We start from the raw sequence: 21,383 nt of genomic DNA on the forward strand, positions 1-21,383 counted from the left end.
ACGCACATCTAATGTGGGAGCGGGCTTGCTCGCGAAGGCGGTGTGTCAGTCAACAGGGATGTTGAATGTACCGGCCTCTTCGCGAGCAAGCCCGCTCCCACAGGGTTTTCGGTTAGCCGAAGAACCAGTAGCAAACCCCGATGGCCCCCAGCACCCCCGCCAATTCCGCCAGCAACGCACACCCCACGGCATGCCGTGCGCGCTGAATGCCCACCGCGCCGAAGTACACCGCCAGTACATAAAAGGTTGTTTCAGTACTGCCCTGGACCGTCGCCGCCACCAGCGCCGGGAAGCTGTCGACTCCAGAGGTTTTCATGGTTTCGATCAGCATTGCCCGTGCGGCGCTGCCGGAGAAGGGTTTGACCATGGCCGTCGGCAGCGCGTCGACAAAGCGGGTGTCCCAACCGGCCCATTCCACCAGATGACGGATCCCGTCCAGACCGAAATCCAGTGCCCCGGATGCTCGCAGCACGCCCACGGCGCAGAGCATCGCCACCAGATACGGCAGCAGGTTCTTGGCCACGTCGAAGCCTTCTTTGGCGCCTTCGATGAACGCCTCGTAGACCTTCACTTTGCGCAATGCGCCGATCACCAGAAACAGCATGATCAGCCCGAACAGCGTCACGTTGCCGAGGATCGATGACAGGCTCGCCAGAGCGGTCGCCGAGAGTGTCGCCAGCAGCGCCATGAACGCACCGAGGGCCAAGGCACCGGGAATCAGGTAGGCGAGCACCACCGGGTCCCAGAGGCGCAGACGCTGCATGAACGCCACCGACAACAAGCCCACCAGGGTCGAACAACTGGTGGCCAGCAGGATTGGCAGGAACACCAGGGTCGGATCGGGTGCGCCTTGCTGGGCGCGGTACATGAAGATCGTCACCGGCAGCAGGGTCAGGGAGGAGGCGTTGAGCACCAGGAACAGAATCTGCGCGTTGCTGGCGATGGTGTCGCTGGGGTTGAGCTCTTGCAGCGCCTTCATGGCTTTGAGGCCGATCGGCGTGGCGGCGTTGTCCAGGCCCAGGCCATTGGCGGCGAAGTTCAGCGTGATCAGGCCGATGGCGGGGTGCCCGGCCGGCACTCCCGGCATCAGCCGCAGGAACAACGGGCCCAGCGCTTTGGCCAACCACTCGACGATCCCGGCCTTCTCGGCAATCCGCAGAAAGCCCAGCCAGAGGGTCAGGGTGCCGAACAACAGGACCATGACTTCGACCGACAACTTGGCCATGGCGAAAATGCTTTCCACCATCGCCGCGAAGATCCCGGCGTTACCACCGATCAGCCATTGCGCGAGCGCCGATACGGCCGCCACGATGAAGAAGCCAAGCCACAGGCCATTAAGCATCAGTCAAATCCCCCGGAAGATGCGGCGAATGATAGCGGGGTAGGCAGAAACGACAAACCCCGGATTTCTCCGGGGTTTGTTTGCGAGATTGCGTCATACACGTAATGTGCGTGCTACCTCGTACTGTAGGAGCGAGGCTTGCCCGCGAATGGGACGCTGCGGTGTTTCAGTTACACGGCGTTATCGTTCTTCGCTGGCAAGCCATGCTCCTACAGGTTTTTGTGTCAGTTGCTGGAAATTTCACCAACCGGCAACTTTTCCTTGCTGCGCCAGTGCGGCAGGGAGTTCCAGTAGCGCTCGCCCTTGGCGTCGTCGTACATGCCTTCCCAACGTGCGATGACCAGCACGGCCAAGGCGTTACCGATTACGTTCAGCGCGGTACGGGCCATGTCCATGATGCGGTCGACACCGGCAATGAACGCCAAGCCTTCCAACGGAATACCGACACTGCCCAGAGTCGCCAGCAGCACCACGAAGGACACACCCGGTACGCCGGCGATGCCTTTGGAGGTGACCATCAGCGTCAGCACCAGCAGCAACTGTTGGCTGATCGACAGGTCGATGCCGTAGAGCTGGGCGATGAAGATCGCCGCGATGCTTTGGTACAGCGTCGAACCGTCGAGGTTGAACGAGTAGCCGGTCGGCACCACGAAGCTGCAAATGGCTTTCGGCGCGCCGTAGGCTTCCATCTTCTCGATCACGCGCGGCAGCACGGTTTCGGAACTGGCGGTGGAGTAGGCCAGGACCAGCTCATCCTTGAAGATGCGCATCAGCTTGATCACCGAGAAGCCGAACAGGCGAGCGATCAGGCCCAGCACCACGAAGGCGAAGAAGGCGATGGCGAAGTAAACCAGAACGACCAGTTTGGCCAGCGGCAGCAAAGAGGCGAAGCCGAAGTTGGCCACGGTCACCGCGATCAATGCGAACACGCCGATCGGGGCGTAGTTCATGATCATGTGGGTGACTTTGAACATGCTTTCCGATACGCCCTGGAACATCTTCACCAGCGGCTCGCGCAGGTCCGATTGCAGGCTCGACAGACCGAGACCGAACAACACGGAGAAGAAGATGATCGGCAGCATCTCGCCGCGGGCCATGGCCGCGAAAATGTTCGACGGGATCAGGTTGAGGATGGTCTGGATGAACGCATGTTCATGCTGAACTTCGGCGGCAGTGGCCTGGTACTTGGAAATATCCACCGTCCCCAGGGTGCTCATGTCGATGCCGCTGCCCGGATGGACCACGTTGGCCAGCACCAGACCGACCAGAATGGCGATGGTGGTGACGATCTCGAAGTAAATGATGGTCTTCAGACCGATGCGACCGAGTTTCTTCGCGTCACCCACGCCAGCAATGCCGACGATCAGCGAGGAGATCACGATCGGGATCACGATCATCTTGATCAGACGGATAAAGATATCGCCTGCCGGTTGCAGCACGTTGCTGATCCACCAGGCTTTTTCGGCACTGAAATGGTTGAGCAGTGCACCAATTGCTATCCCCAGAACCAGACCGATGAGGATCTGCCAGGCGAGGCTAAGCTTTGCCTTCTTCATATCTTTACCCTTACTTGCGTTTGACTCAGGCTGATGCATGAACTGAAACGCTCAATGGCGAACAAATCTTGCATCGGCCCCCGTATAAGGTCCCCGCGAGCGAGCATTTACAGCTCTCAGGCAGCGAAAAAGGCGCAACTATTCCGATGCAGGGAAGCGCCGTCTAATGCCGTAAACGCCTACCCTATGCCGAATCGGCATGAGATTTTCTTACTGAAACCCGCGTCCCAACCGGTTTGAATGCGACATTCAGGCGGGCATAAGTGCCGTATGCCGGCCATTTCAGCGCAGGACGAAGGTTTTTAAATAAGCGGAAATTTAGGAAAAAGCCTACGTTTGGCTGCGAATTCTCTTATCGGGAAAGTCGGAGCTTTCTCGATATACGGTCACGAAGAAACACCGCGAAACGGTTTTGCGGGGAATATGCACCAATAGCAGATGAGCTGAATGCTCTAGATCAACGTTTTGCACGTTGAAGCTCTCCGCAAGTTCGTCGAGCCGCTCTGGCCCCGGCGAACTTGCGTCGCAGCTTTGCCTGACCCGGCCCTTGCGCAGGTACTCCCTGTACCCGTAGGTCACTCCGACCCTGAAACAGTCAGAACGTCCCGACCCCTTGGTCATGCGTCTACCGTCCTCGGGTAGCGCAGTGGAAAAAGGCGCTGTGGCCTCTTTCGTGTTTCGAAACTCAATACCCGTCTGGATCTTTTTTAATTGGCACTGCCGCCCAGAAGCAGGGCGGCTGCCATTGTCTTTAACGAAATGCTCATGTTCAGCCTCGACCGCGGCGGCCAAAGAAGAAGGAAGCAATGAACATCACCAGGAATACGACAAAGAGAATCTTGGCGATACCCGTGGCGGTGCCCGCGATACCACCGAAGCCCAATACTGCAGCGATGATGGCAATGATCAGGAATGTGATTGCCCAGCTCAACATGGTGATTCTCCTTACGCTTCTATTTAAAGGTGTTGCTTGTGGTGCTTATCCCGGCGCGTTGAGCGCGCCAAGTTCGTTTACTTAAAACACCCAACGCTCCTGAGACGTCTCGTCCACAGGCTGGGCCTGGTCGACATCCATCATTCGCATCGAGTCGCTGTCAGCCAGGTTGCTGCTGACCGCGCTGAAATGGGTTTGGGGTGCGTGTGGAATCGACAGGTGCGGCGTCTCTGGCTGCTGGCTCTGTTCCCAGCGCAAGAACTGCTGGCCGCCAATCAAGGTGATCAACAATGCCAGCAGGGCAAACAAACCTTGCTGGATATGCAATGGCGAGATACGCAATTGAGCGGCACCTTGGCGATTCATCCTGAAGTTCCTCCCTCTAGGGGTAGGTTGGCGGGCACTGATTGATTAAATGCCCTGATTACTCAGATACCTGCAGCCTGCATGCCACCTTTTTGTCAGGTTTAATCTGATTAAAATCAATTGGTTACATGGTTTGTGGAAATGGGTTTGGACGCATCCTGCACGATGGCCCATTCAAGGCCGTGCGTAATGCACGATGGATTCGCCAAAACTTTCAATATTTTTGGAATTGAAGGAAGGGCGCGGATGTCAGAAAGGGACGCAGGCAATTGCCGAAGAGTGGTGCATTAATAAAAATTTAAATAAATCAGCGGGTTATCTTGTTATGAAGTAGATAGCACCGCTGGTATGGCTGAAATCGGCCACAATCAATCATGCAACTTGCCCGATTTTTCGGGGCATAACCCACTTCAACAATAAAGGAGCGTAGGAACATGGAATCAGCCACTGAGCATCAAGGCCGCATTCTGCTGGTAGACGACGAGTCCGCCATCCTTCGAACCTTTCGCTATTGCCTCGAAGACGAAGGCTATAGCGTGGCTACGGCGACCAGCGCGGCTCAGGCTGAAGCCTTGTTGCAGCGCCAGGTTTTTGATCTGTGCTTCCTCGATTTGCGCCTGGGTGAAGACAATGGGCTCGATGTGCTGGCCCAGATGCGCATCCAGGCGCCCTGGATGCGGGTGGTGATCGTCACTGCTCACTCGGCCGTGGACACTGCCGTGGATGCGATTCAGGCCGGTGCCGCCGACTATCTGGTCAAACCTTGCAGCCCCGACCAGTTGCGTCTGGCCACTGCCAAACAACTGGAAGTTCGGCAGCTCTCGGCGCGTCTGGAAGCCCTCGAAGGTGAAGTGCGAAAACCCAAGGAGGGCCTGGACTCCCACAGTCCGGCGATGAAAGTGGTGCTCGAAACCGCACGCCAGGTTGCCAGTACTGACGCCAACATCCTGATTCTCGGCGAGTCCGGCACCGGTAAAGGTGAACTGTCACGGGCCATTCACGGCTGGAGCAAACGCCAGAAGAAGTCCTGCGTCACCATCAATTGCCCGTCCCTGACTGCCGAACTAATGGACAGCGAACTTTTCGGCCACAGCCGGGGGGCGTTCACCGGTGCCAGCGAAAGCACGTTGGGTCGTGTCAATCAGGCCGACGGCGGAACGTTGTTTCTCGACGAGATCGGCGATTTTCCCCTGACCTTACAGCCAAAATTGCTGCGTTTCATTCAGGACAAGGAATACGAACGCGTGGGCGACCCGGTAACCCGTCGCGCCGACGTGCGAATCCTCGCCGCCACTAACCTCAACCTGGAAGACATGGTTCGCGATGGTCGTTTCCGTGAGGACTTGCTCTATCGTCTCAACGTCATCACCTTGCACCTGCCGCCGCTTCGCGAGCGCAGGGAAGATATTTTGAACCTGGCTGACCGCTTCCTGGCGCGCTTCGTCAAGGAATACTCGCGTCCAGCCCGGCGTTTCAGCGACGAGGCGCGCGAAGCGCTGCTCAGCTACCGCTGGCCGGGCAACATTCGCGAGCTGCGCAACGTGGTGGAGCGCGCGAGCATTATTTGTCCGCAGGAGCGGGTAGAGCTCAGCCACTTGGGCATGGCCGAAACCCCGACCAACCACACGCCACGAATCGGTGCTGCGCTGAGCCTGGATGAATTGGAAAAAGCTCACATTGGCGCGGTTCTCGCCACGGCCGACACGCTGGATCAGGCGGCCAAAACCTTGGGTATCGATGCCTCGACCCTGTACCGCAAACGCAAGCAGTACAACTTGTGAGTCGTAACCGATGAAACTGGCGATGACGTTGCGCACCCGGCTGTTTCTGAGTATTTCCGCACTGATTACGGTGGCGCTGCTTGGGCTCTTGCTCGGGCTGGTTGGCGTGATGCAGATGGCAGGGACTCAGGAAGCCCTGATCCGTGACAACTTCGTCACGCTGGATCTGGGATTGAAGCTGCGTCAGGCCCTGGGTGATCAACTGATCATCATGCTCGACGAGCAACCGGATCCTGCGGCGTTCGAGGCGTCCAAACAGCATTCCCTTGAATTGTTTGACGAAGGCATTGCTCGCGAACCGTCCAGCGAAGGTGCCCAGTATGGTTTCAAAAAGGCCAAGGCTGATTATCAGAACCTACTGCAGTCCTTTGATCTTTCCAGTACTCCTATCCAGGTAGTCGGTGGTGACGGGAATCTTGCGGAAAAATTCAACGCATTGCGTAACGGTTTGATCTCTGAACAAAAACGCGCACTGGCTAACATCGCTGAGATCGAGCGCAAGGCCCGGGAGCGGGCACTGTTGATTGCCGGCCTGCTTGGGTTGGTCGGGGTGGCGGTGTTGTTCATCGGCTTCATTACCGCCCATGCGATCGCCCGGCGGTTCGGGGCTCCGATCGAGGCCTTGGCCGCAGCGGCTGACAACATCGGCCAGGGTAATTTCGAAGTGACCCTGCCGATTTCCTCCGCGGTGGAAATGAACCAACTGACCCGGCGTTTCGGCATCATGGCCGAGGCCTTGCGTGAGCACCAGGCTACCAATATCGACGAACTGCTCGCCGGCCAGCAACGCTTGCAAGCGGTGCTCGACAGCATCGACGACGGTTTGCTGATCATTGATCGTCAAGGTCATCTCGAGCACCTCAACCCGGTGGCTCAGCGTCAGTTAGGCTGGGACACCGATCGTCTCGGCCAAGGGCTGGGTACAGCGCTTGAGCGTCCCGAACTGGATGAACAACTGCAACTGGTATTACGCGGTGGCACGCTGGAACGAGCGCCGGACGACCTGAGCATCGAAGTCGATGGAGAGTCGCGATTGCTGACATATAGCCTGACGCCGGTCAGCCATACCCAGGGTCATATTCTCGGCGCCGTGATGGTGTTGCATGACGTTACCGAACAGCGGGCCTTTGAAAGAGTGCGCAGCGAGTTCGTCTTGCGCGCCTCCCATGAGTTGCGCACACCGGTTACCGGGATGCACATGGCATTCGGCCTGTTCCGCGAGCGGACGCATTTTGCCGAAGACTCCCGCGAAGCTGACCTACTGGACACCGTCAACGAAGAAATGCAGCGCCTGATGCAGTTGATCAACGACTTGCTGAATTTCTCTCGCTATCAAAACGGCCTGCAAAAACTCTCCTTGGCGCCATGCTCCATCGAAGACTTGCTGGATCAGGCCCAGACACGTTTTGCCCGCTTGGCGCAGGAGAAGGGTATCGAACTGCTGGTGGAAGTGCAGGGGCCGTTGCCGCGGTTGCAAGCCGATCAGGCGCAGCTGGAACGGGTGCTCGACAACCTGATCGACAACGCCTTGCGCCATACCTCCCACGACGGACTGATACGTTTGCAGGCCCGGCGCCATGGTGAACGGATGATTATCAGCGTCGAGGACAACGGCGAAGGCATTGCCTACGGCCAGCAGGGACGGATCTTCGAGCCCTTCGTTCAGGTCGGTCGCAAAAAGGGCGGTGCCGGGCTGGGTCTGGCGCTGTGCAAGGAAATCGTGCAGTTGCACGGCGGACGGATGGGTGTCTATTCGCGGCCGGGGCAGGGGACGCAGTTCTACATGGCGCTGGCGATATAAGCCGGTGCCCTCTCAGGCTTCGTCATCCTGGCGTCGCGTGGTCAGTCGGCGGCCACGGGTAATCAGTTCGATGAACTGCACGGCGCTCAGGGCGTGGGCGAACAGCCAACCCTGACCGAATTTCACCCCTTCGCTGCTCAGAAACACCGCTTGGGCTTCATGTTCGATGCCTTCGGCAATCACCTTGAGTTGCAGGGCCTGAGCCATGCGAATGATGTGCGGTGCCACGCCGCTGCTGGCGGCGTCATGCCCCAGCGCGTCGATAAACGCCTTGTCGATTTTCAGGCAGTCCACCGGTAGGGTCTGCAGGTAGGCGAGGCTGCAATAGCCGGTGCCAAAATCGTCGATCAGCACTTGATGCCCGACATCCCGCAGGGCTTGCAGGTTTTCTCTGGCCACCACCACGTCCACCAATCCGCGCTCGGTCACTTCAAAGGCAATTTGCCTGGCCGCCACCCGGTGCATGCTCAGCAGACGCGCCATCACCTGACCGATACGCGGCACCATGACATCGCAGGCCGCCAGATTGACCGAGATGTACAGCTGCGGATTGGACCGCAACAGTTGCCCGAGCTGTTCCAGCAGGCGCTGTAATACGAAGTCGGTCATCTGGCGAATCTGGCCGGTATTCTCCGCCATCGGAATGAACAGGTCGGGACTGGTCAGCGTGCCGTCCGGCCTGCGCCAGCGCAGCAGGGCTTCAGCGCCGACGCAGTTGCGGCTGTCGAGGTCGAAGATCGGTTGATACAACACCTGTAGCTCACCTCGCCGCATAGCGCCTTGCAGTTCGGCATCCAGCGACTGACGCTGGCGTACCAGCAAAAACACCAGAATGCCTACACAGGCACTCAGCGCCAGGCTGGCCGGCAGTAGCCACCACCATACCGGCGGTACATGCATTCCGGTACGTGGGGTGATCAGTACCAGTTGGTATTCGGGGGTGTTAGTGGGCATTCGGTAAATCAGGCGGGTAGGGGTGACTTGCAGCGCATCGGGGCTTTTCGGGGGCCAGGGCTCCGCGGGGGGCCAGGCCTGAGCGACACCAAGCACCGGAATCGCCCGGGTGCCATGGTCGAGCACCACCAACAGGCTGCTCCCCGGAGACAGATCGACCATGTCGGTCAAATGCCCACGCGACGTCGCAACCCGGAAATTGCCACGCCCAAGCATCAGTGCGGCGCGGTTCTCATCGGGTTCGGTGGTGGTGTTCAGCCAATAGCTGTAGGTGGGACCCTTGATGTCCGGCGGTCGGATCAGCGATACCCCTTCCTGGCGGGGGCGGTTGGAGCAGATTCGCGACGTGTCCATATAGGCGGCTTCATAAACGAAGCGGTAATTGAAGCTGACCTGCTGCAGGGTGGCGATCATTTCGTCATCGCAACCTCGCAGCGGTTGGGCTTCCAGGTCATCGAGGCTTTCGCGCAATTGCCCGAACAGCTGCTCCAGCCGGACCAGAAAGCGTTCTCCCTGGGCATTCATTTCCTGGCTTTCGTTGTGCTCGACCTGATTCATCGCCACGAACAAACTGCCAACCGTTAGAAGTGTTGCGCTCAAGGCAGTAGCCAGCATCGCCAAAAACCAAGGGCGATAGAACCAGCTATGCAGTCTCTCCCGAGCAGCAGGCATCATGGAATATCCGAAGAATTACCAATGAGTTATAGCTGCTGATTTGGAAAAAGCGCTGACCGTCGGGCGGGCGTCATTATTTTGTCTGATTCAACACCTGAAGAATCGCCGCGGTCTGGGCGTCCGGTGTCCCATCGAAACGGGAAGGGCGAAAATGCAGCTGGAAGGCCGCCAGCACATTGCGTGTCGCTACATCCAGTTCGCCGGTTTGCGGCGTGGCATAGCCCAAGCGGGCGAGCTGCGCCTGAAACCAACTGATGCTGGGTAATTGCACCGCGAACTGCGCTTGCTGCCGCGCCACGGCCTGCTCGTTCGGCCATATTCCCAGGCCTTCGGCCGCCAGGCGCTTCCAGGGAAACAGTGGGCCGGGGTCGAGTTTGCGCATCGGTGCGATGTCGCTATGGCCAATGATATGACGGGGGCTGATGCCTTGGCGCTTACTGATGTCTTTGAGCAGGAAGATCATCGACTGAATCTGGGCTTCGCTGTAGGGATACCAAAGACGCCCGTTCGGGGTGTCCTCAAAGCCCTGATTGACGATCTCGATACCAATGGAACTGGAGTTCAGCCAGGTCCGGCCTTGCCATTCGCTTTCGCCTGCGTGCCAGGCCCGGAAATTTTCATCGATCAGCTTATAAATAGTGGCGCGCTTGTCGTCGCTAATCAGGTAGTGGCTGCTGACCTCGCCATGGGTCAGCAATTGCAGTGAGGTTTCCAGGGATGCGGAGGTGTAATGCATCACCACGAACTGAATACGATTGTCGTAATTGGCTGAACGGTGGCTGGTATCGATTCGGGGGCCGCTGGCACAACCGGCCAATAGAAGCAGCGAGACAATAAGAGCAAGACATTTCATGGTGGGAGGCAGTACACGCAAGACAATAATGCAACAGTGTAACGGTATTGCCTTGCGCGCAGATGGCAAAAAATGCTGTTTTAAACAAAATGGAACAATTAGCTATCAGCCCGCTTCTACTCGATTCCGGCCATTGTTTTTCGCCCGATATAGCGCCTGATCGGCTCTTTTAAGTACCAGATCGCTGTGTTCGCCCGGTCTGAAGGCGGTCAATCCCATGGAAATGGTGATGGTGACTCGCTCACCCTTGAAGTGGAACGGGCAGGCTTCGATCGATGCGCGCAAGGTTTCCAGTAGTTTTGCGCCGACCATAGGTAGTGTGGCAGGCATCAATAGCACAAACTCCTCACCGCCAAATCGGGCAATGAAATCAGACCCACGCAGACGCTTGCGTAGAACACTGGCGATGATTTTCAGCACCTTGTCGCCCGCCAGATGGCCATAGTTGTCGTTGATGCGTTTGAAATGGTCGAGGTCGAGCATTGCCAGCAACAGGGTAGTGCCATGTTGTTGCCATTGACCTATTTCGTGCTCCAGGCGTTCGCTCCAGGCTGCTCGATTCGGTAGACCCGTCAGTGGATCGATCAGTGCCTTCTGACGCTGTTCTTCGAGATGCTCACGGTAGCCCAAGGCTTCCTGCTCCATGTGGGCAACCCTTTCGGCCAGGCATTGCAGACGGGCCGCTACTTCCTGCTCACGCTCATCGCGCTGCTTCTGGTGTTGGTCCATGGTGCCGAGCAGGCCTTCGAGATGGTTTTCCAGCACATGCTTGAGATCATCAAGGTCCGCCGCTTCCTGCATGCTGCTTTGCAAGCCGTCGACTTGCTCGCGAATCTGCGTGTCCATATCCCGCGCGGCCGAGCGGTTGTCAGCGTGGCCTTCGCTCGCGGCTTGCAGGTTGCTCTGGAATGACTCGAGGCGTTCGTTGAGTTGCTGCAAATAGGCTTCGAATTCGTGCTGGCCGCTGTCGGTGATTGCCAGCATCAATGTGGCCAGGTCATCGAGAATGGGCAGCAGTTCGTACCAGTTCAAGCCATTTTGAAGACGATCGCGCATCGCCTCGGCTTGCGGACGATGGCGCTCAGGCAGCGCCAGGTCATCGAGCAGGCCCAGCAGGGTGTCCTCGATGTGCTTGGCGACAGAGCTATAGGAGGGCTCCGGCGAGTCCGGCAGGGCATACAGAATATCGTGCCCGGACGGCTCTGGATCGATGGCCACCGGAGTGAGCTCATCGGGATTGATTGCCGACAGAACCTGAGTGACCGGTAGGGCGATCGCCGGAACCGGCTCTTGTGATTGCTCGATATTGGGGCGGGTTTGTAGCTCCGTCACTTGGCTGCTCGTAGCTTCTGGCTCAAGGACGGGTGGCTCAAACGCCACGACTTCAGCCGCAGGCGCCATTGCTATGGGCGCCTCAATTTGCGCTGGCTCGGGAGGCGCAGCGGCGGGCATCGCAGCTTCGACGGTTGGCGATACCCCTTGCGGTTTATCGGCGGCTGGCGCGAGATTGACCGTCGCTTGTGGGGGCTCGGCCGGCGAGGCTGCAACCGGTTCGACAGGTTGCGGGGCAGGCATTTGCGATTCGGGGACGGCGAGCTGTGGCGCGGTCTCTTCCGTTTCCCTGCTGAACAACCGCTGCAGAAAACCCGGGCGGTCAGGTTCGGCAGGGTTCTCCAGCAGGTTCAAGGCTTTGCCTTGCAAGCCGCTCAGCTCGCTAAGCAGCAACGGGATTTCGCGAGCCTGGCTTACGCGTCCGTCCAGTTGCTTGGCGAAATGCTTCAGTGGCCGGCTCACTTCCCGGGGCAGCGGCAACGCTTGCAACTGAGAGACCAGCGCTGTCAGGGCGGCACTGACTTGATTGACCCGGGTTTCCCGGCGCTGCTCGGAGTCGAGCACGGCTCTTTCCAGGCGTGGCAGCAAGGCAGCCAGGCCGGCGTCCATGTCATCGGTGCGTACGACTTCACGCATTTCCTTCATGCATTGATCAACGGCGCGATCGGTTCCTTCCGCGGCCAGGGTGCTGCGCACCAGCCCGCGACGCAACAGATCAAGCCGGGCGTCCCATCGACGTTCGAGCTTTTCCTGTTGTTCGATGCTTTTGAGGTATTTCTCTTTCCAGCGCTGTGCTTCGTCGCTCATTCAGGCAGGACTCAACGCGGGCAATGCATCGGCCGTGAGCGAACCCGGCAGACGAATCTCTACCGCGACCGGCAGGTGATCGGAAATGGGCTGTGCCAGCACTTCGACCTTTTCAAGGGTCAGGGTGGGGCTGAGCAGAATATGGTCCAGGCAACGCTGCGGGCGCCAGCTGGGAAAGGTCGCTTCCAGTTGCGGCGCGAGCAGGCCTAGATCACGCAACGGGGAGTTTTGCAGCAAGTCACTGGCATGGGTATTCATGTCGCCCATCAGCACCTGGTGTTTATAACCGCCAATCAGCTCGCGGATGTAGGCCAGTTGCAGGCTACGGGCTCGAGCGCCCAGCGCCAGGTGCATCATCACCACCACGAGTGCCTCCGGACCTTCGCCGAAGCGCACCAGAATGGCCCCGCGACCCTTGGGTCCCGGCAGTGGATGATCTTCAATCGCCCACGGGCGCAGTCGGCTGAGTACACCATTGCTGTGCTGACCGAGATGACCGAGGTTGCGATTGAGTTGTTGATACCAGTAGGGGAAGGCGCCGAGCTGCGCCAGGTGTTCGACCTGATTGATGTAACCTGATCGCAGACTGCCCCCATCGGCTTCCTGCAAGGCGACCAGATCGAAGTCGCCCAGCAGATTACCGATTTTTTGCAGATTGTCGGCACGCCCGGTGTGCGGCAACAGATGCTGCCAGCCGCGGGTCAGATAGTGCCGATAGCGCTCGGTACTGATACCAACCTGGATATTGAAACTGAGCAAACGCAGACGGCTGTCCACGGGCAACCCCGTCGATTCCAGGTGATGCTCGTTGACCTGCGGATGATGCAGGCCAACGATGCGTTCAGTTCCCCAGCGGCGCATGGCAGGTGCCGCGCTTAGTTGGCGACGGCCTTGGTTGCCGCTCGCTCTTTGGCAACCAGTTGGTCGGCCAGTTTCAGCGCTTGTTCGGCACCACCAGCAGAGCCGATGTCAAAGCGATACTTGCCGTTGACGATCATGGTAGGCACGCCGGAGATTTCATATTTCTTCGCAAGTTCTTTGGCTTTGTTGATCTGGCCCTTGATGGCGAAGGAGTCGAAGGTGGCCAGGAACTTGTCCTTGTCTACACCTTGGGTCGCCAGGAAGTCCGCCATGTCTTCTTTGTCGGTCAGTTTCTTGTGTTCTTTCTGAATCGCTTCGAAAACTGCCGCGTGAACCTTGCTTTCGACGCCCATGGCTTCAAGGGTCAGGAACATCTGGCCGTGTGCGTCCCAAGGGCCGCCAAACATGGCCGGAATGCGCACGAAGTTCACGTCGGAAGGCAGTTTTTCAACCCATGGGTTAATGACGGGTTCGAAGGCATAGCAATGGGGGCAACCGTACCAGAACAGCTCCACGACTTCGATCTTGCCAGGCACGGCCACCGGGACCGGATTGCTCAGCTCGACATAGGGCGCTGCAGGTTTTTCGGCGGCTTGGGCAGTCATGCCGAACAGGCTGGCAGCGACGAGCGCGGCGCTGATGATCAGATTACGCATGCTTTACTCCTGGACAATTGGGTCGCCTCGCGCGACCTGTTTTCAGACAGATCCTGGCGGGCTTGAGTTTGTAGTGTAACGGCAGCGGCCACAAAAAAGGGCAGCCAAAGCCACCCTTTTTATGTTTGCATCGACGGATTAATCGAGTGTTAACGTTGCAAGAGATGTACATCTCCAGCAACGCTTGTTCGATCAGTCTCAGTGCAAGCCTTGAATATAGCTGGAGACTGCGGCGATATCTTCGTCGCTCAGCTTTTTAGCGATGCTCTGCATCGGTTTGGTATCGCCGTCGTTGGTCCGGCCACCTTCTTCTTTCCTGAAGTCGGTCAGTTGCTTGCCGACGTACTGAGCATGCTGGCCGCCCAGATGCGGGAAGCCCGCAGCTGCGTTGCCCTTGCCGTCCGGAGAGTGGCAGCCGGTGCAGGCTGGCAGACCCTTGGCCAGGTCGCCACCACGGAACAACGCTTCACCGCGCGCCACGACTTTCGGATCGGCGGCACCGACGCTGCCTTTCTGGCTGGCGAAGTAGGCGGAGATATCGGCCAGGTCCTGATCGCTCAGGTTGGTCAGCAGGCCGGTCATTTCCAGCACCGTGCGCTTGCCGGACTTGATGTCGTGCAGCTGTTTGTTCAGATAACGCTCGCCCTGGCCCGCCAGTTTCGGAAAGTTAGGCGCCATGCTATTGCCGTCCGGGCCATGGCAGGCACCGCATACGGCGGCTTTCGCCTGGCCGGCGGCTGCATCACCTGCAGCATGGGCAATGCCGGAGATCCCCACGGTCAACAGCAGACTCACGATCAGTTTGTTCATCAGCTAATCCAACTACGGCTAAGGGTTAAAGAGTTATGGGCCGGGTTTACTCGCTCATCCAGTGGATGATGGCTCGGTAATCCTCGGCACTGCAGTCCATGCACAAACCACGCGGCGGCATCGCCTTGAAACCCTGGGTCACGTGTTGCACCAGCGTCTCCATACCTTTCGCCAACCTCGGCGTCCAAGCTTCCTGATCGCCCTTGCGGGGCGCCATGGGTAGTTGGCCGGAATGACAGGCACCACAAACACGGTTGTACACAGCTTCCGGATCCTGTGTAGCCTGAGCGCTGTAAAGCGGCATCAAGACACCGGCAGCTAGCAGCCATTTCGTCATAAAACGACCTTTTCAGGGTTGAGAGCGTGCTGCGTTCTAATGCGCAATCAAGGTTAATCGCTCTCGTGAACTTCATCCTACGCTGGGACAAAGCGCACACAAAATCTGCGGCATTATATACTGGCGTCACTGAAACGGAAACGACACAGCTTGCCGCGTCCATTCCCGGCGCCGCCCACATCGGAAATCCCATGCAACTCAAGAACCCCATCCTCGGTCTGTGCCAACAGTCCACCTTCATGCTCAGCGCCGCCAAAGTCGATCAATGCCCCGACGACGAAGGCTTTGAAGTGGCCTTCGCCGGGCGTTCCAACGCCGGCAAGTCCAGCGCATTGAACACCCTGACACATGCCAGCCTGGCGCGGACCTCGAAAACTCCGGGTCGCACGCAGCTGTTGAACTTCTTCAAGCTAGACGATGAACGCCGTCTGGTCGACCTGCCGGGTTACGGTTACGCGAAAGTGCCGATCCCGTTGAAGCTGCACTGGCAGCGTCACCTGGAAGCCTATCTGGGCGGTCGCGAGAGTTTGAAAGGTTTGATTCTGATGATGGACATCCGTCATCCAATGACCGATTTCGACCTGCTGATGCTCGATTGGGCCGTTGCCAGCGGCATGCCGATGCATATTTTGCTGACCAAGGCAGACAAGCTGACCTATGGCGCGGCGAAAAACGCGCTGCTCAAGGTTCAGGCGCAAATCCGCAAGGGCTGGGGCGATACGATCACTATCCAGCTGTTTTCGGCACCGAAACGCATGGGGCTGGAAGACGCCTACACTGTACTGGCGGGCTGGATGGAGTTGGCGGACAAGGGCAGCGAGGCTGCCGAGTAAGGCTTTACAGATGAAAAGCCAGGCAAAAAAAACCCCGGACTTCATATGGGGAGGGAGAAGTTCCGGGGTTCAAGTTCCGGACCGCTAGGGCGGGGTCCAGATATCTGCCAACACTTAACACAACATAGGAGCATCGAAGGGCTTCACCAGCCATTCAGTATCTCTGAGTGGCGGTTCACGGATTTAGTTCAGACTATTTTCAAAAACCATTGGAAATAATCGATGTCATTTTCCGCACTATAGCCCTTCATTATTTTGTGCTGCGGCATAAGGCCGCAGCACAGGCGTCGTTCAGGCCGATCAGTGCGCTTCATCCCAGTTGTTGCCTACGCCTACCTCGACCAGAAGCGGTACATCCAGTTGTGCGGCGCTACTCATGTGCACGCGAATCTCCTCACGCACCTGATCGATCAGGTCCTCACGCACCTCAAGCACCAATTCATCGTGTACCTGCAGGATGACTTTGGCGTCCAGGCCTGACGATGTCAGCCAGTTATCCACCGTTACCATGGCTTTCTTGATGATGTCCGCCGCGGTGCCTTGCATTGGGGCATTGATTGCCGTGCGCTCGGCAGCTTTGCGCAGTGCCTGGTTTTTCGCGTTGATTTCCGGCAGGTATAAGCGACGACCAAAGATGGTTTCGACGAAACCTTGCTCGGCGGCCTGGGCGCGCGTGCGCTCCATGTATTCCAGTACACCGGGATAACGGGCGAAGTAGCGGTCGATGTAGGCCTGGGACTGTTTACGGTCCACGCCGATCTGCTTGGCCAGGCCAAACGCGCTCATGCCGTAGATCAAACCGAAGTTGATGGCTTTCGCGCTACGACGCTGATCGTTGGTGACTGCGTCCAGCTCGACGCCAAACACCTCTGCGGCCGTTGCCCGGTGTACATCGAGGTTGTTGCGGAAGGCGTGCAGCAAACCTTCGTCCTTGGCCAGATGCGCCATGATCCGCAGTTCGATTTGCGAATAGTCCGCGGCCAGCAGCTTGTAGCCTTTCGGCGCGACGAACGCCTGACGAATCCGACGACCTTCGGCAGTGCGAATCGGAATGTTCTGCAGGTTCGGGTCGATGGACGACAAACGTCCGGTGGCGGCGACGGCTTGCTGGTAAGACGTATGAATGCGCCCGGTGCGAGTGTTGATCTGCTCTGGCAAACGGTCGGTGTAGGTGCTTTTGAGCTTGCTCAGCGAGCGGTATTGCATCAGCACCTTGGGCAGCGGGTAGTCCTGTTCGGCCAGCTCGGCCAGCACCGCTTCGGCAGTCGAGGCCTGGCCTTTGGCGGTTTTGCTGATTACAGGCAAACCGAGCTTTTCGTAGAGGATCACGCCCAGTTGCTTCGGCGAACCCAGGTTGAACTCTTCACCGGCAATGGCAAAGGCCTCGCGCTCAAGGGCGACCAGTTTCTCGCCCAGTTCGACACTCTGGATGCCCAGCAGGTTGGCATCCACGAGCGCGCCCTGGCGTTCGATTCGGGCCAGAACCGGCATCAGCGGCATTTCAATCTCGTTGAGCACTTTGCCCAGACTTGGCGTTGCTGCCAGTTTTTCCTGCAATGCCAAGTGCAAACGGAAGGTGACGTCAGCGTCTTCGGCGGCATAGGGGCCTGCCAGCTCAAGAGAGATCTGGTCGAAACTCAGTTGTTTGACGCCTTTGCCAGCGATCCCTTGAATGTCGGTCTTGCTTTGGCCCAGGTACTTGAGCGCCAGGCTGTCCATGTCGTGGCGGGTGGCCGTCGAGTCCAGGACGTAAGACTCGAGCATGGTGTCGTAGGCAATGCCCTGAACAATAATCCCGTTGCTCTGATCGCCGCCGATGGCGCAGTTGGCGAGGATATTGGTTTCGAACTTGGCGTGTTGGCCGACTTTCAGTTTATTCGGGTTTTCCAGTAGCGGTTTCAACGCCAACAGCACCGTGTCGCGATCCAGTTGCTCCGGTACACCCATGTAGGAATGGGTCAGCGGAATGTAGGCCGCTTCGTTGGCCGCGACGGAAAACGACAGGCCCACCAGTTGTGCATGTTGGGCATCGCTGCCGTTGGTTTCGGTGACGAAGGCAATCAACGGCGCCTTGTCGAGCTTGTCCAGCCAGGCCTCGAAGTGCTTTTTGTCGAGGATGGTTTCGTACTTCGCCTCGGCGGCGCCCGGCTGTTCCTGGGTGACCTCGACAATTTCCTGACCCGAGCGCTTCGCGTCGCGCTGGTTCTCTTCGAACCAGCTTTTGAATTCCAGCAGGGTGTAGAGCTCGGCGAGTTTGTCGTGATCCGGCTGGCCCATTTGCAGGTCATCGAGACCGATGTCCAGCGGCACGTCGATCTTGATGGTTGCTAGTTGATAGGAGAGGAACGCCATCTCCTTATGCTCTTCGAGCTTGGCCGGCAAGGTTTTGGCGCCGCGAATCGGCAGGGTCGGGACGATGTCGAGCTGTGCATAGAGCTCGGTCAGGCCGCCATTCACGCCGACCAGCAGGCCGGAAGCGGTCTTCGGACCGATACCCGGAACGCCCGGGATGTTGTCGGACGAATCGCCCATCAGTGCCAGATAATCGATGATCTGCTCGGGAGCGACGCCGAATTTCTCCTTCACGCCTTCCACGTCCAGCGCGCTACCGGTCATCGTATTGACCAAGGTAATGTGCCCGTCGACCAGTTGCGCCATGTCCTTGTCGCCGGTGGAGATCACCACCGGACGATCGGCGGCCGCGCTGCTGCGGGCCAGGGTGCCAATCACGTCGTCGGCTTCGACATTGTCCACGCACAGCAATGGAAAGCCCAAGGCCTTGACGCTGGCGTGCAACGGTTCGATCTGAACCCGCATGTCGTCGGGCATGCTTGGGCGATTGGCCTTGTATTCGGCGAACATTGCGTCGCGGAACGTCCCGCCCTTGGCGTCGAACACCACGGCGAACGGGCTGTCCGGATACTGCTTGCGCAGACTCTTGAGCATGTTCAAAACGCCTTTGACCGCACCGGTCGGCAGGCCTTTGGACGTGGTCAGCGGTGGCAGCGCGTGAAAGGCGCGGTACAGATAAGAAGAACCGTCCACCAGGACGAGGGGGGCTTGGCTCATGAGCAGGATCAACCTTTTCGGCGGGTCCGGCGCTAGAATAGCGGGACCGTTGACGACAAAGGGACAAGGTTATCATGCGCACACTAAATCGCTTGTTGCTGGCTGGCTTGTTTGCAATCACTCCATTGGCTGTCATGGCGGCGGACGATGCGCCCTCGGCAGACCCGGATGTAACAATCCGCACGGAAGGCGATAAAACCATTCAGGAGTATCGGCAAAATGGTTTTTTGTATGCCATCAAGGTGACCCCGAAAGTCGGCAAACCGTATTTCCTGGTGCGCGCTGATGGCTCCGACGGTAACTTCATCCGCTCGGACCAGCCGGATATGCTGATTCCGTCGTGGAAAATATTCGAGTGGTAAACCGCTCCTAACTTAAATCGGCGCCGGCAGTCGCGGCGCCCGTACTGGCAGTTTTAACCATGTCTGTGTTCACCCCCCTGGCTCGGCCCGAGCTGGAAACCTTTCTCGCCCCTTACGGGCTTGGCCGCCTGCTTGATTTCCAGGGGATCGCCGCCGGTAGCGAAAATACCAATTTCTTTATCAGCCTGGAGCAGGGCGAGTTTGTCCTGACTCTGGTCGAGCGCGGTCCGGTGCAGGAGATGCCGTTCTTCATTGAGCTGCTCGACGTGCTGCACGACGCCAACCTGCCGGTGCCTTATGCCTTGCGCACCACCGACGGCGTCGCCTTGCGCGAACTGGCTGGCAAACCTGCGCTGTTGCAGCCCCGTCTGGCGGGCAAGCACATCAAAGACGCCAACGCGCAGCATTGCGCTCAGGTCGGCGAGCTGCTGGCTCATCTGCACCTGGCGACCCAAGCCAACATGATCAAACGCAAAACCGATCGCGGCCTGGACTGGATGCTGGAAGAGGGCACGCAGTTGCTTTCGCACCTGAATGCCGAGCAAAGCGATTTGCTGCAACGGGCGCTGGATGAGATCACACAGCAGAAGACGAAAATTCTGGCGCTGCCGCGGGCCAACATCCACGCCGACCTGTTCCGCGATAACGCGATGTTCGAAGGCACGCACCTGACCGGGTTGATCGACTTCTACAACGCCTGCTCGGGGCCGATGCTCTATGACGTGGCGATTGCCTTGAACGATTGGTGTTCGGACGAGCAAGGGCAGCTTGATGGCGCTCGGGCGCGGGCATTGCTGGGCGCTTATGCTGCGCTAAGACCGTTTACCGCTGCCGAGGCCGAGCTATGGCCGACCATGCTGCGCGTGGCGTGCGTACGGTTCTGGTTGTCGCGGTTGATCGCCGCGGAGTCTTTCGCCGGGCAGGACGTGTTGATTCACGATCCGATGGAGTTTCAGTTGCGGCTGATGCAGCGGCAGAAGATCCACACACCACTGCCTTTCGCCCTTTAAAAGCTTCGCGGGCAAGCCTCGTTCCTACAGAATCGCGTCGTTCGCCAATGTTGTGAACGACGCGATTCTGTAGGAGCGAGGCTTGCCCGCGAATGGGGCGCCGCAGATCCCGCGCCTACAACGACTCCAAACACCCCGCCAAATCATTCCCCAGCTTTTCCAGCAGTTGCTCATACCCTTGAGCGGTCGCTGGCGTGTACCCGCCGAGCGCATCCAGCTCCGCCAGTTTCACCGGCAGCCCGGCCACCAGGGTTTCTGCCAGGCGCGGGCGCAGCGGTGGTTCGCTGAACACGCAAGTCTTGCCGACTTCCTGCAACCGAGTGCGCATCGCCGCGACGTGCTGGGCACCGGGTTGTACTTCGGCTGCGACACTGAATACGCCAGTGTGCTTGAGGCCGTAAGCGTCTTCGAAGTAGTCGAAGGCTTCGTGAAACACGAAGTAAGGCTTGCCCGCGATACCCGCCAGACGAGCCTTCAGGCGCAGGTCCAAAGCATCCAGACGCTCATCGAACACCTTGAGGTTGCTCTGGTAGCGCGCTGCGTTGGCTGGATCGGCGGCACTCAGATCGGCGGCCATTTTGGTAGCGATCACGCGGGCGTTGATCGGTGACAACCACAAATGCGCATCCAGATTGCCAGGGCGGTGATCGTGGTCATGCTCGTCGGCTTCTTCGGCGTGGGAGTGGTTATCTTCGGCGAAGTGTCGCAGTTTCAGGCCAGGCAAGTCTTGCACCGCGACGCTGGGCAACGTACGACCTTTCAGCACACGGGGCAGGAAACCTTCCATGTCCGGGCCGATCCAGTACAGAAGATCCACCGATTGCACTTTCCGTACATCGGATGGGCGCAAGGCATAGTTATGGGGCGAGGCGCCGGGCGGCAGCAAAACTTCCGGAACCGCTACGCCGTCCTGCACCGCCGCGGCTATCAGCTGCAGAGGCTTGACGCTGGTGAGGACTTTAACCTCGGCTTGAGCTGAGCCGATCAGCAGAAAACTGGCGACAAATGCGACAAAGATAGAAAAAAGTCGGGACACGATGACCA

18 protein-coding genes are annotated in these 21,383 nt (G+C 58.5%); 5 read left to right on the top strand and 13 right to left on the bottom strand.

Translation table 11 applies throughout. The features are described from left to right. Positions 1–112 precede the first annotated feature (112 nt). The 4 genes from KW837_RS11360 to KW837_RS11375 all read right to left on the bottom strand — a co-directional run bounded on the left by KW837_RS11360 (position 113) and on the right by KW837_RS11375 (position 4,198). On the bottom strand, positions 113–1,342 hold the full coding sequence (locus KW837_RS11360) for a nucleoside recognition domain-containing protein (RefSeq protein WP_218395765.1): 1,230 nt from the start codon (positions 1,340–1,342) through the stop codon (positions 113–115). 224 nt (positions 1,343–1,566) lie between these two features. Continuing rightward, positions 1,567–2,898, bottom strand: a complete 1,332-nt coding sequence (gene gltP / locus KW837_RS11365) for a glutamate/aspartate:proton symporter GltP (RefSeq protein ID WP_123500496.1) — start codon at positions 2,896–2,898, stop codon at positions 1,567–1,569. Between the two features lie 769 nt (positions 2,899–3,667). Then, the gene (locus KW837_RS11370) at positions 3,668–3,832 is read right to left on the bottom strand and encodes a DUF1328 domain-containing protein (RefSeq protein ID WP_003177151.1); all 165 of its coding nucleotides are present in this window, start codon (positions 3,830–3,832) and stop codon (positions 3,668–3,670) included. A gap of 81 nt (positions 3,833–3,913) precedes the next feature. Continuing rightward, positions 3,914–4,198: a hypothetical protein gene (locus KW837_RS11375; protein WP_123500498.1), complete on the bottom strand. Its 285-nt coding sequence runs from the start codon at positions 4,196–4,198 to the stop codon at positions 3,914–3,916. Between the two features lie 434 nt (positions 4,199–4,632). Here KW837_RS11375 and algB point away from each other — a divergent pair, with 434 nt between their 5' ends. Both algB and KW837_RS11385 read left to right on the top strand, forming a co-directional pair. After that, a complete protein-coding gene (gene algB / locus KW837_RS11380; RefSeq protein WP_008076269.1) occupies positions 4,633–5,979 on the top strand; it encodes a sigma-54-dependent response regulator transcription factor AlgB in 1,347 nt (448 codons plus the stop codon). Positions 5,980–5,989: 10 nt separating this feature from the next. Beyond that, complete coding sequence (locus tag KW837_RS11385; protein ID WP_218395767.1) at positions 5,990–7,780, top strand: ATP-binding protein; 1,791 nt, start codon at positions 5,990–5,992, stop codon at positions 7,778–7,780. A gap of 12 nt (positions 7,781–7,792) precedes the next feature. Here KW837_RS11385 and KW837_RS11390 read toward each other — a convergent pair whose 3' ends face one another. The 7 genes from KW837_RS11390 to KW837_RS11420 all read right to left on the bottom strand — a co-directional run bounded on the left by KW837_RS11390 (position 7,793) and on the right by KW837_RS11420 (position 15,065). Next, entirely contained in the window at positions 7,793–9,409 is a 1,617-nt protein-coding gene (locus KW837_RS11390; protein WP_192345216.1) for an EAL domain-containing protein, read from the bottom strand. A 73-nt stretch (positions 9,410–9,482) separates the two neighbouring features. Continuing rightward, complete coding sequence (locus KW837_RS11395; protein WP_123500505.1) at positions 9,483–10,262, bottom strand: N-acetylmuramoyl-L-alanine amidase; 780 nt, start codon at positions 10,260–10,262, stop codon at positions 9,483–9,485. 105 nt (positions 10,263–10,367) lie between these two features. Then, positions 10,368–12,401, bottom strand: a complete 2,034-nt coding sequence (locus KW837_RS11400; protein ID WP_218395769.1) for a GGDEF domain-containing protein — start codon at positions 12,399–12,401, stop codon at positions 10,368–10,370. Then, positions 12,402–13,262, bottom strand: a complete 861-nt coding sequence (locus KW837_RS11405) for an endonuclease/exonuclease/phosphatase family protein (RefSeq protein ID WP_218395771.1) — start codon at positions 13,260–13,262, stop codon at positions 12,402–12,404. It abuts the gene before it with no gap. A 14-nt stretch (positions 13,263–13,276) separates the two neighbouring features. Then, a complete protein-coding gene (locus KW837_RS11410; protein WP_192345219.1) occupies positions 13,277–13,918 on the bottom strand; it encodes a thiol:disulfide interchange protein DsbA/DsbL in 642 nt (213 codons plus the stop codon). 198 nt (positions 13,919–14,116) lie between these two features. Then, on the bottom strand, positions 14,117–14,728 hold the full coding sequence (locus KW837_RS11415; RefSeq protein ID WP_123500513.1) for a cytochrome c: 612 nt from the start codon (positions 14,726–14,728) through the stop codon (positions 14,117–14,119). A gap of 46 nt (positions 14,729–14,774) precedes the next feature. Further along, entirely contained in the window at positions 14,775–15,065 is a 291-nt protein-coding gene (locus KW837_RS11420) for a cytochrome c5 family protein (protein ID WP_038980343.1), read from the bottom strand. A gap of 191 nt (positions 15,066–15,256) precedes the next feature. On the opposite strand from KW837_RS11420, the gene yihA reads away from it, so the two are divergent. After that, positions 15,257–15,898, top strand: a complete 642-nt coding sequence (yihA, locus tag KW837_RS11425) for a ribosome biogenesis GTP-binding protein YihA/YsxC (protein ID WP_123500515.1) — start codon at positions 15,257–15,259, stop codon at positions 15,896–15,898. A 300-nt stretch (positions 15,899–16,198) separates the two neighbouring features. On the opposite strand, the gene polA is transcribed toward yihA, so the two are convergent. Further along, positions 16,199–18,967, bottom strand: coding sequence for a DNA polymerase I (gene polA / locus KW837_RS11430; RefSeq protein ID WP_192345221.1), 2,769 nt, complete (start codon positions 18,965–18,967; stop codon positions 16,199–16,201). 74 nt (positions 18,968–19,041) lie between these two features. Between polA and KW837_RS11435 the strand changes: the two genes are divergently transcribed. Next, positions 19,042–19,329: a DUF2782 domain-containing protein gene (locus KW837_RS11435; RefSeq protein WP_008076254.1), complete on the top strand. Its 288-nt coding sequence runs from the start codon at positions 19,042–19,044 to the stop codon at positions 19,327–19,329. 59 nt (positions 19,330–19,388) lie between these two features. After that, positions 19,389–20,339 (top strand): homoserine kinase, encoded by a 951-nt coding sequence (locus KW837_RS11440; protein WP_192345223.1) that lies wholly within the window; start codon positions 19,389–19,391, stop codon positions 20,337–20,339. A gap of 115 nt (positions 20,340–20,454) precedes the next feature. Here KW837_RS11440 and KW837_RS11445 read toward each other — a convergent pair whose 3' ends face one another. After that, entirely contained in the window at positions 20,455–21,375 is a 921-nt protein-coding gene (locus KW837_RS11445; RefSeq protein ID WP_192345224.1) for a zinc ABC transporter substrate-binding protein, read from the bottom strand. Positions 21,376–21,383 lie beyond the last annotated feature (8 nt).

The sequence above is a fragment of the Pseudomonas sp. PDM24 genome (genome assembly GCF_019218905.1).
GTDB lineage: Bacteria > Pseudomonadota > Gammaproteobacteria > Pseudomonadales > Pseudomonadaceae > Aquipseudomonas.

Bases quoted from the DNA above. Each gene is read 5' to 3' on its own strand.
- KW837_RS11360 (WP_218395765.1), bottom strand. From the start codon at position 1,342: ATGCTTAATGGCCTGTGGCTTGGCTTCTTCATCGTGGCGGCCGTATCG.
- gltP (WP_123500496.1), bottom strand. From the start codon at position 2,898: ATGAAGAAGGCAAAGCTTAGCCTCGCCTGGCAGATCCTCATCGGTCTG.
- KW837_RS11370 (WP_003177151.1), bottom strand. From the start codon at position 3,832: ATGTTGAGCTGGGCAATCACATTCCTGATCATTGCCATCATCGCTGCA.
- KW837_RS11375 (WP_123500498.1), bottom strand. From the start codon at position 4,198: ATGAATCGCCAAGGTGCCGCTCAATTGCGTATCTCGCCATTGCATATC.
- algB (WP_008076269.1), top strand. From the start codon at position 4,633: ATGGAATCAGCCACTGAGCATCAAGGCCGCATTCTGCTGGTAGACGAC.
- KW837_RS11385 (WP_218395767.1), top strand. From the start codon at position 5,990: ATGAAACTGGCGATGACGTTGCGCACCCGGCTGTTTCTGAGTATTTCC.
- KW837_RS11390 (WP_192345216.1), bottom strand. From the start codon at position 9,409: ATGATGCCTGCTGCTCGGGAGAGACTGCATAGCTGGTTCTATCGCCCT.
- KW837_RS11395 (WP_123500505.1), bottom strand. From the start codon at position 10,262: ATGAAATGTCTTGCTCTTATTGTCTCGCTGCTTCTATTGGCCGGTTGT.
- KW837_RS11400 (WP_218395769.1), bottom strand. From the start codon at position 12,401: ATGAGCGACGAAGCACAGCGCTGGAAAGAGAAATACCTCAAAAGCATC.
- KW837_RS11405 (WP_218395771.1), bottom strand. From the start codon at position 13,262: ATGCGCCGCTGGGGAACTGAACGCATCGTTGGCCTGCATCATCCGCAG.
- KW837_RS11410 (WP_192345219.1), bottom strand. From the start codon at position 13,918: ATGCGTAATCTGATCATCAGCGCCGCGCTCGTCGCTGCCAGCCTGTTC.
- KW837_RS11415 (WP_123500513.1), bottom strand. From the start codon at position 14,728: ATGAACAAACTGATCGTGAGTCTGCTGTTGACCGTGGGGATCTCCGGC.
- KW837_RS11420 (WP_038980343.1), bottom strand. From the start codon at position 15,065: ATGACGAAATGGCTGCTAGCTGCCGGTGTCTTGATGCCGCTTTACAGC.
- yihA (WP_123500515.1), top strand. From the start codon at position 15,257: ATGCAACTCAAGAACCCCATCCTCGGTCTGTGCCAACAGTCCACCTTC.
- polA (WP_192345221.1), bottom strand. From the start codon at position 18,967: ATGAGCCAAGCCCCCCTCGTCCTGGTGGACGGTTCTTCTTATCTGTAC.
- KW837_RS11435 (WP_008076254.1), top strand. From the start codon at position 19,042: ATGCGCACACTAAATCGCTTGTTGCTGGCTGGCTTGTTTGCAATCACT.
- KW837_RS11440 (WP_192345223.1), top strand. From the start codon at position 19,389: ATGTCTGTGTTCACCCCCCTGGCTCGGCCCGAGCTGGAAACCTTTCTC.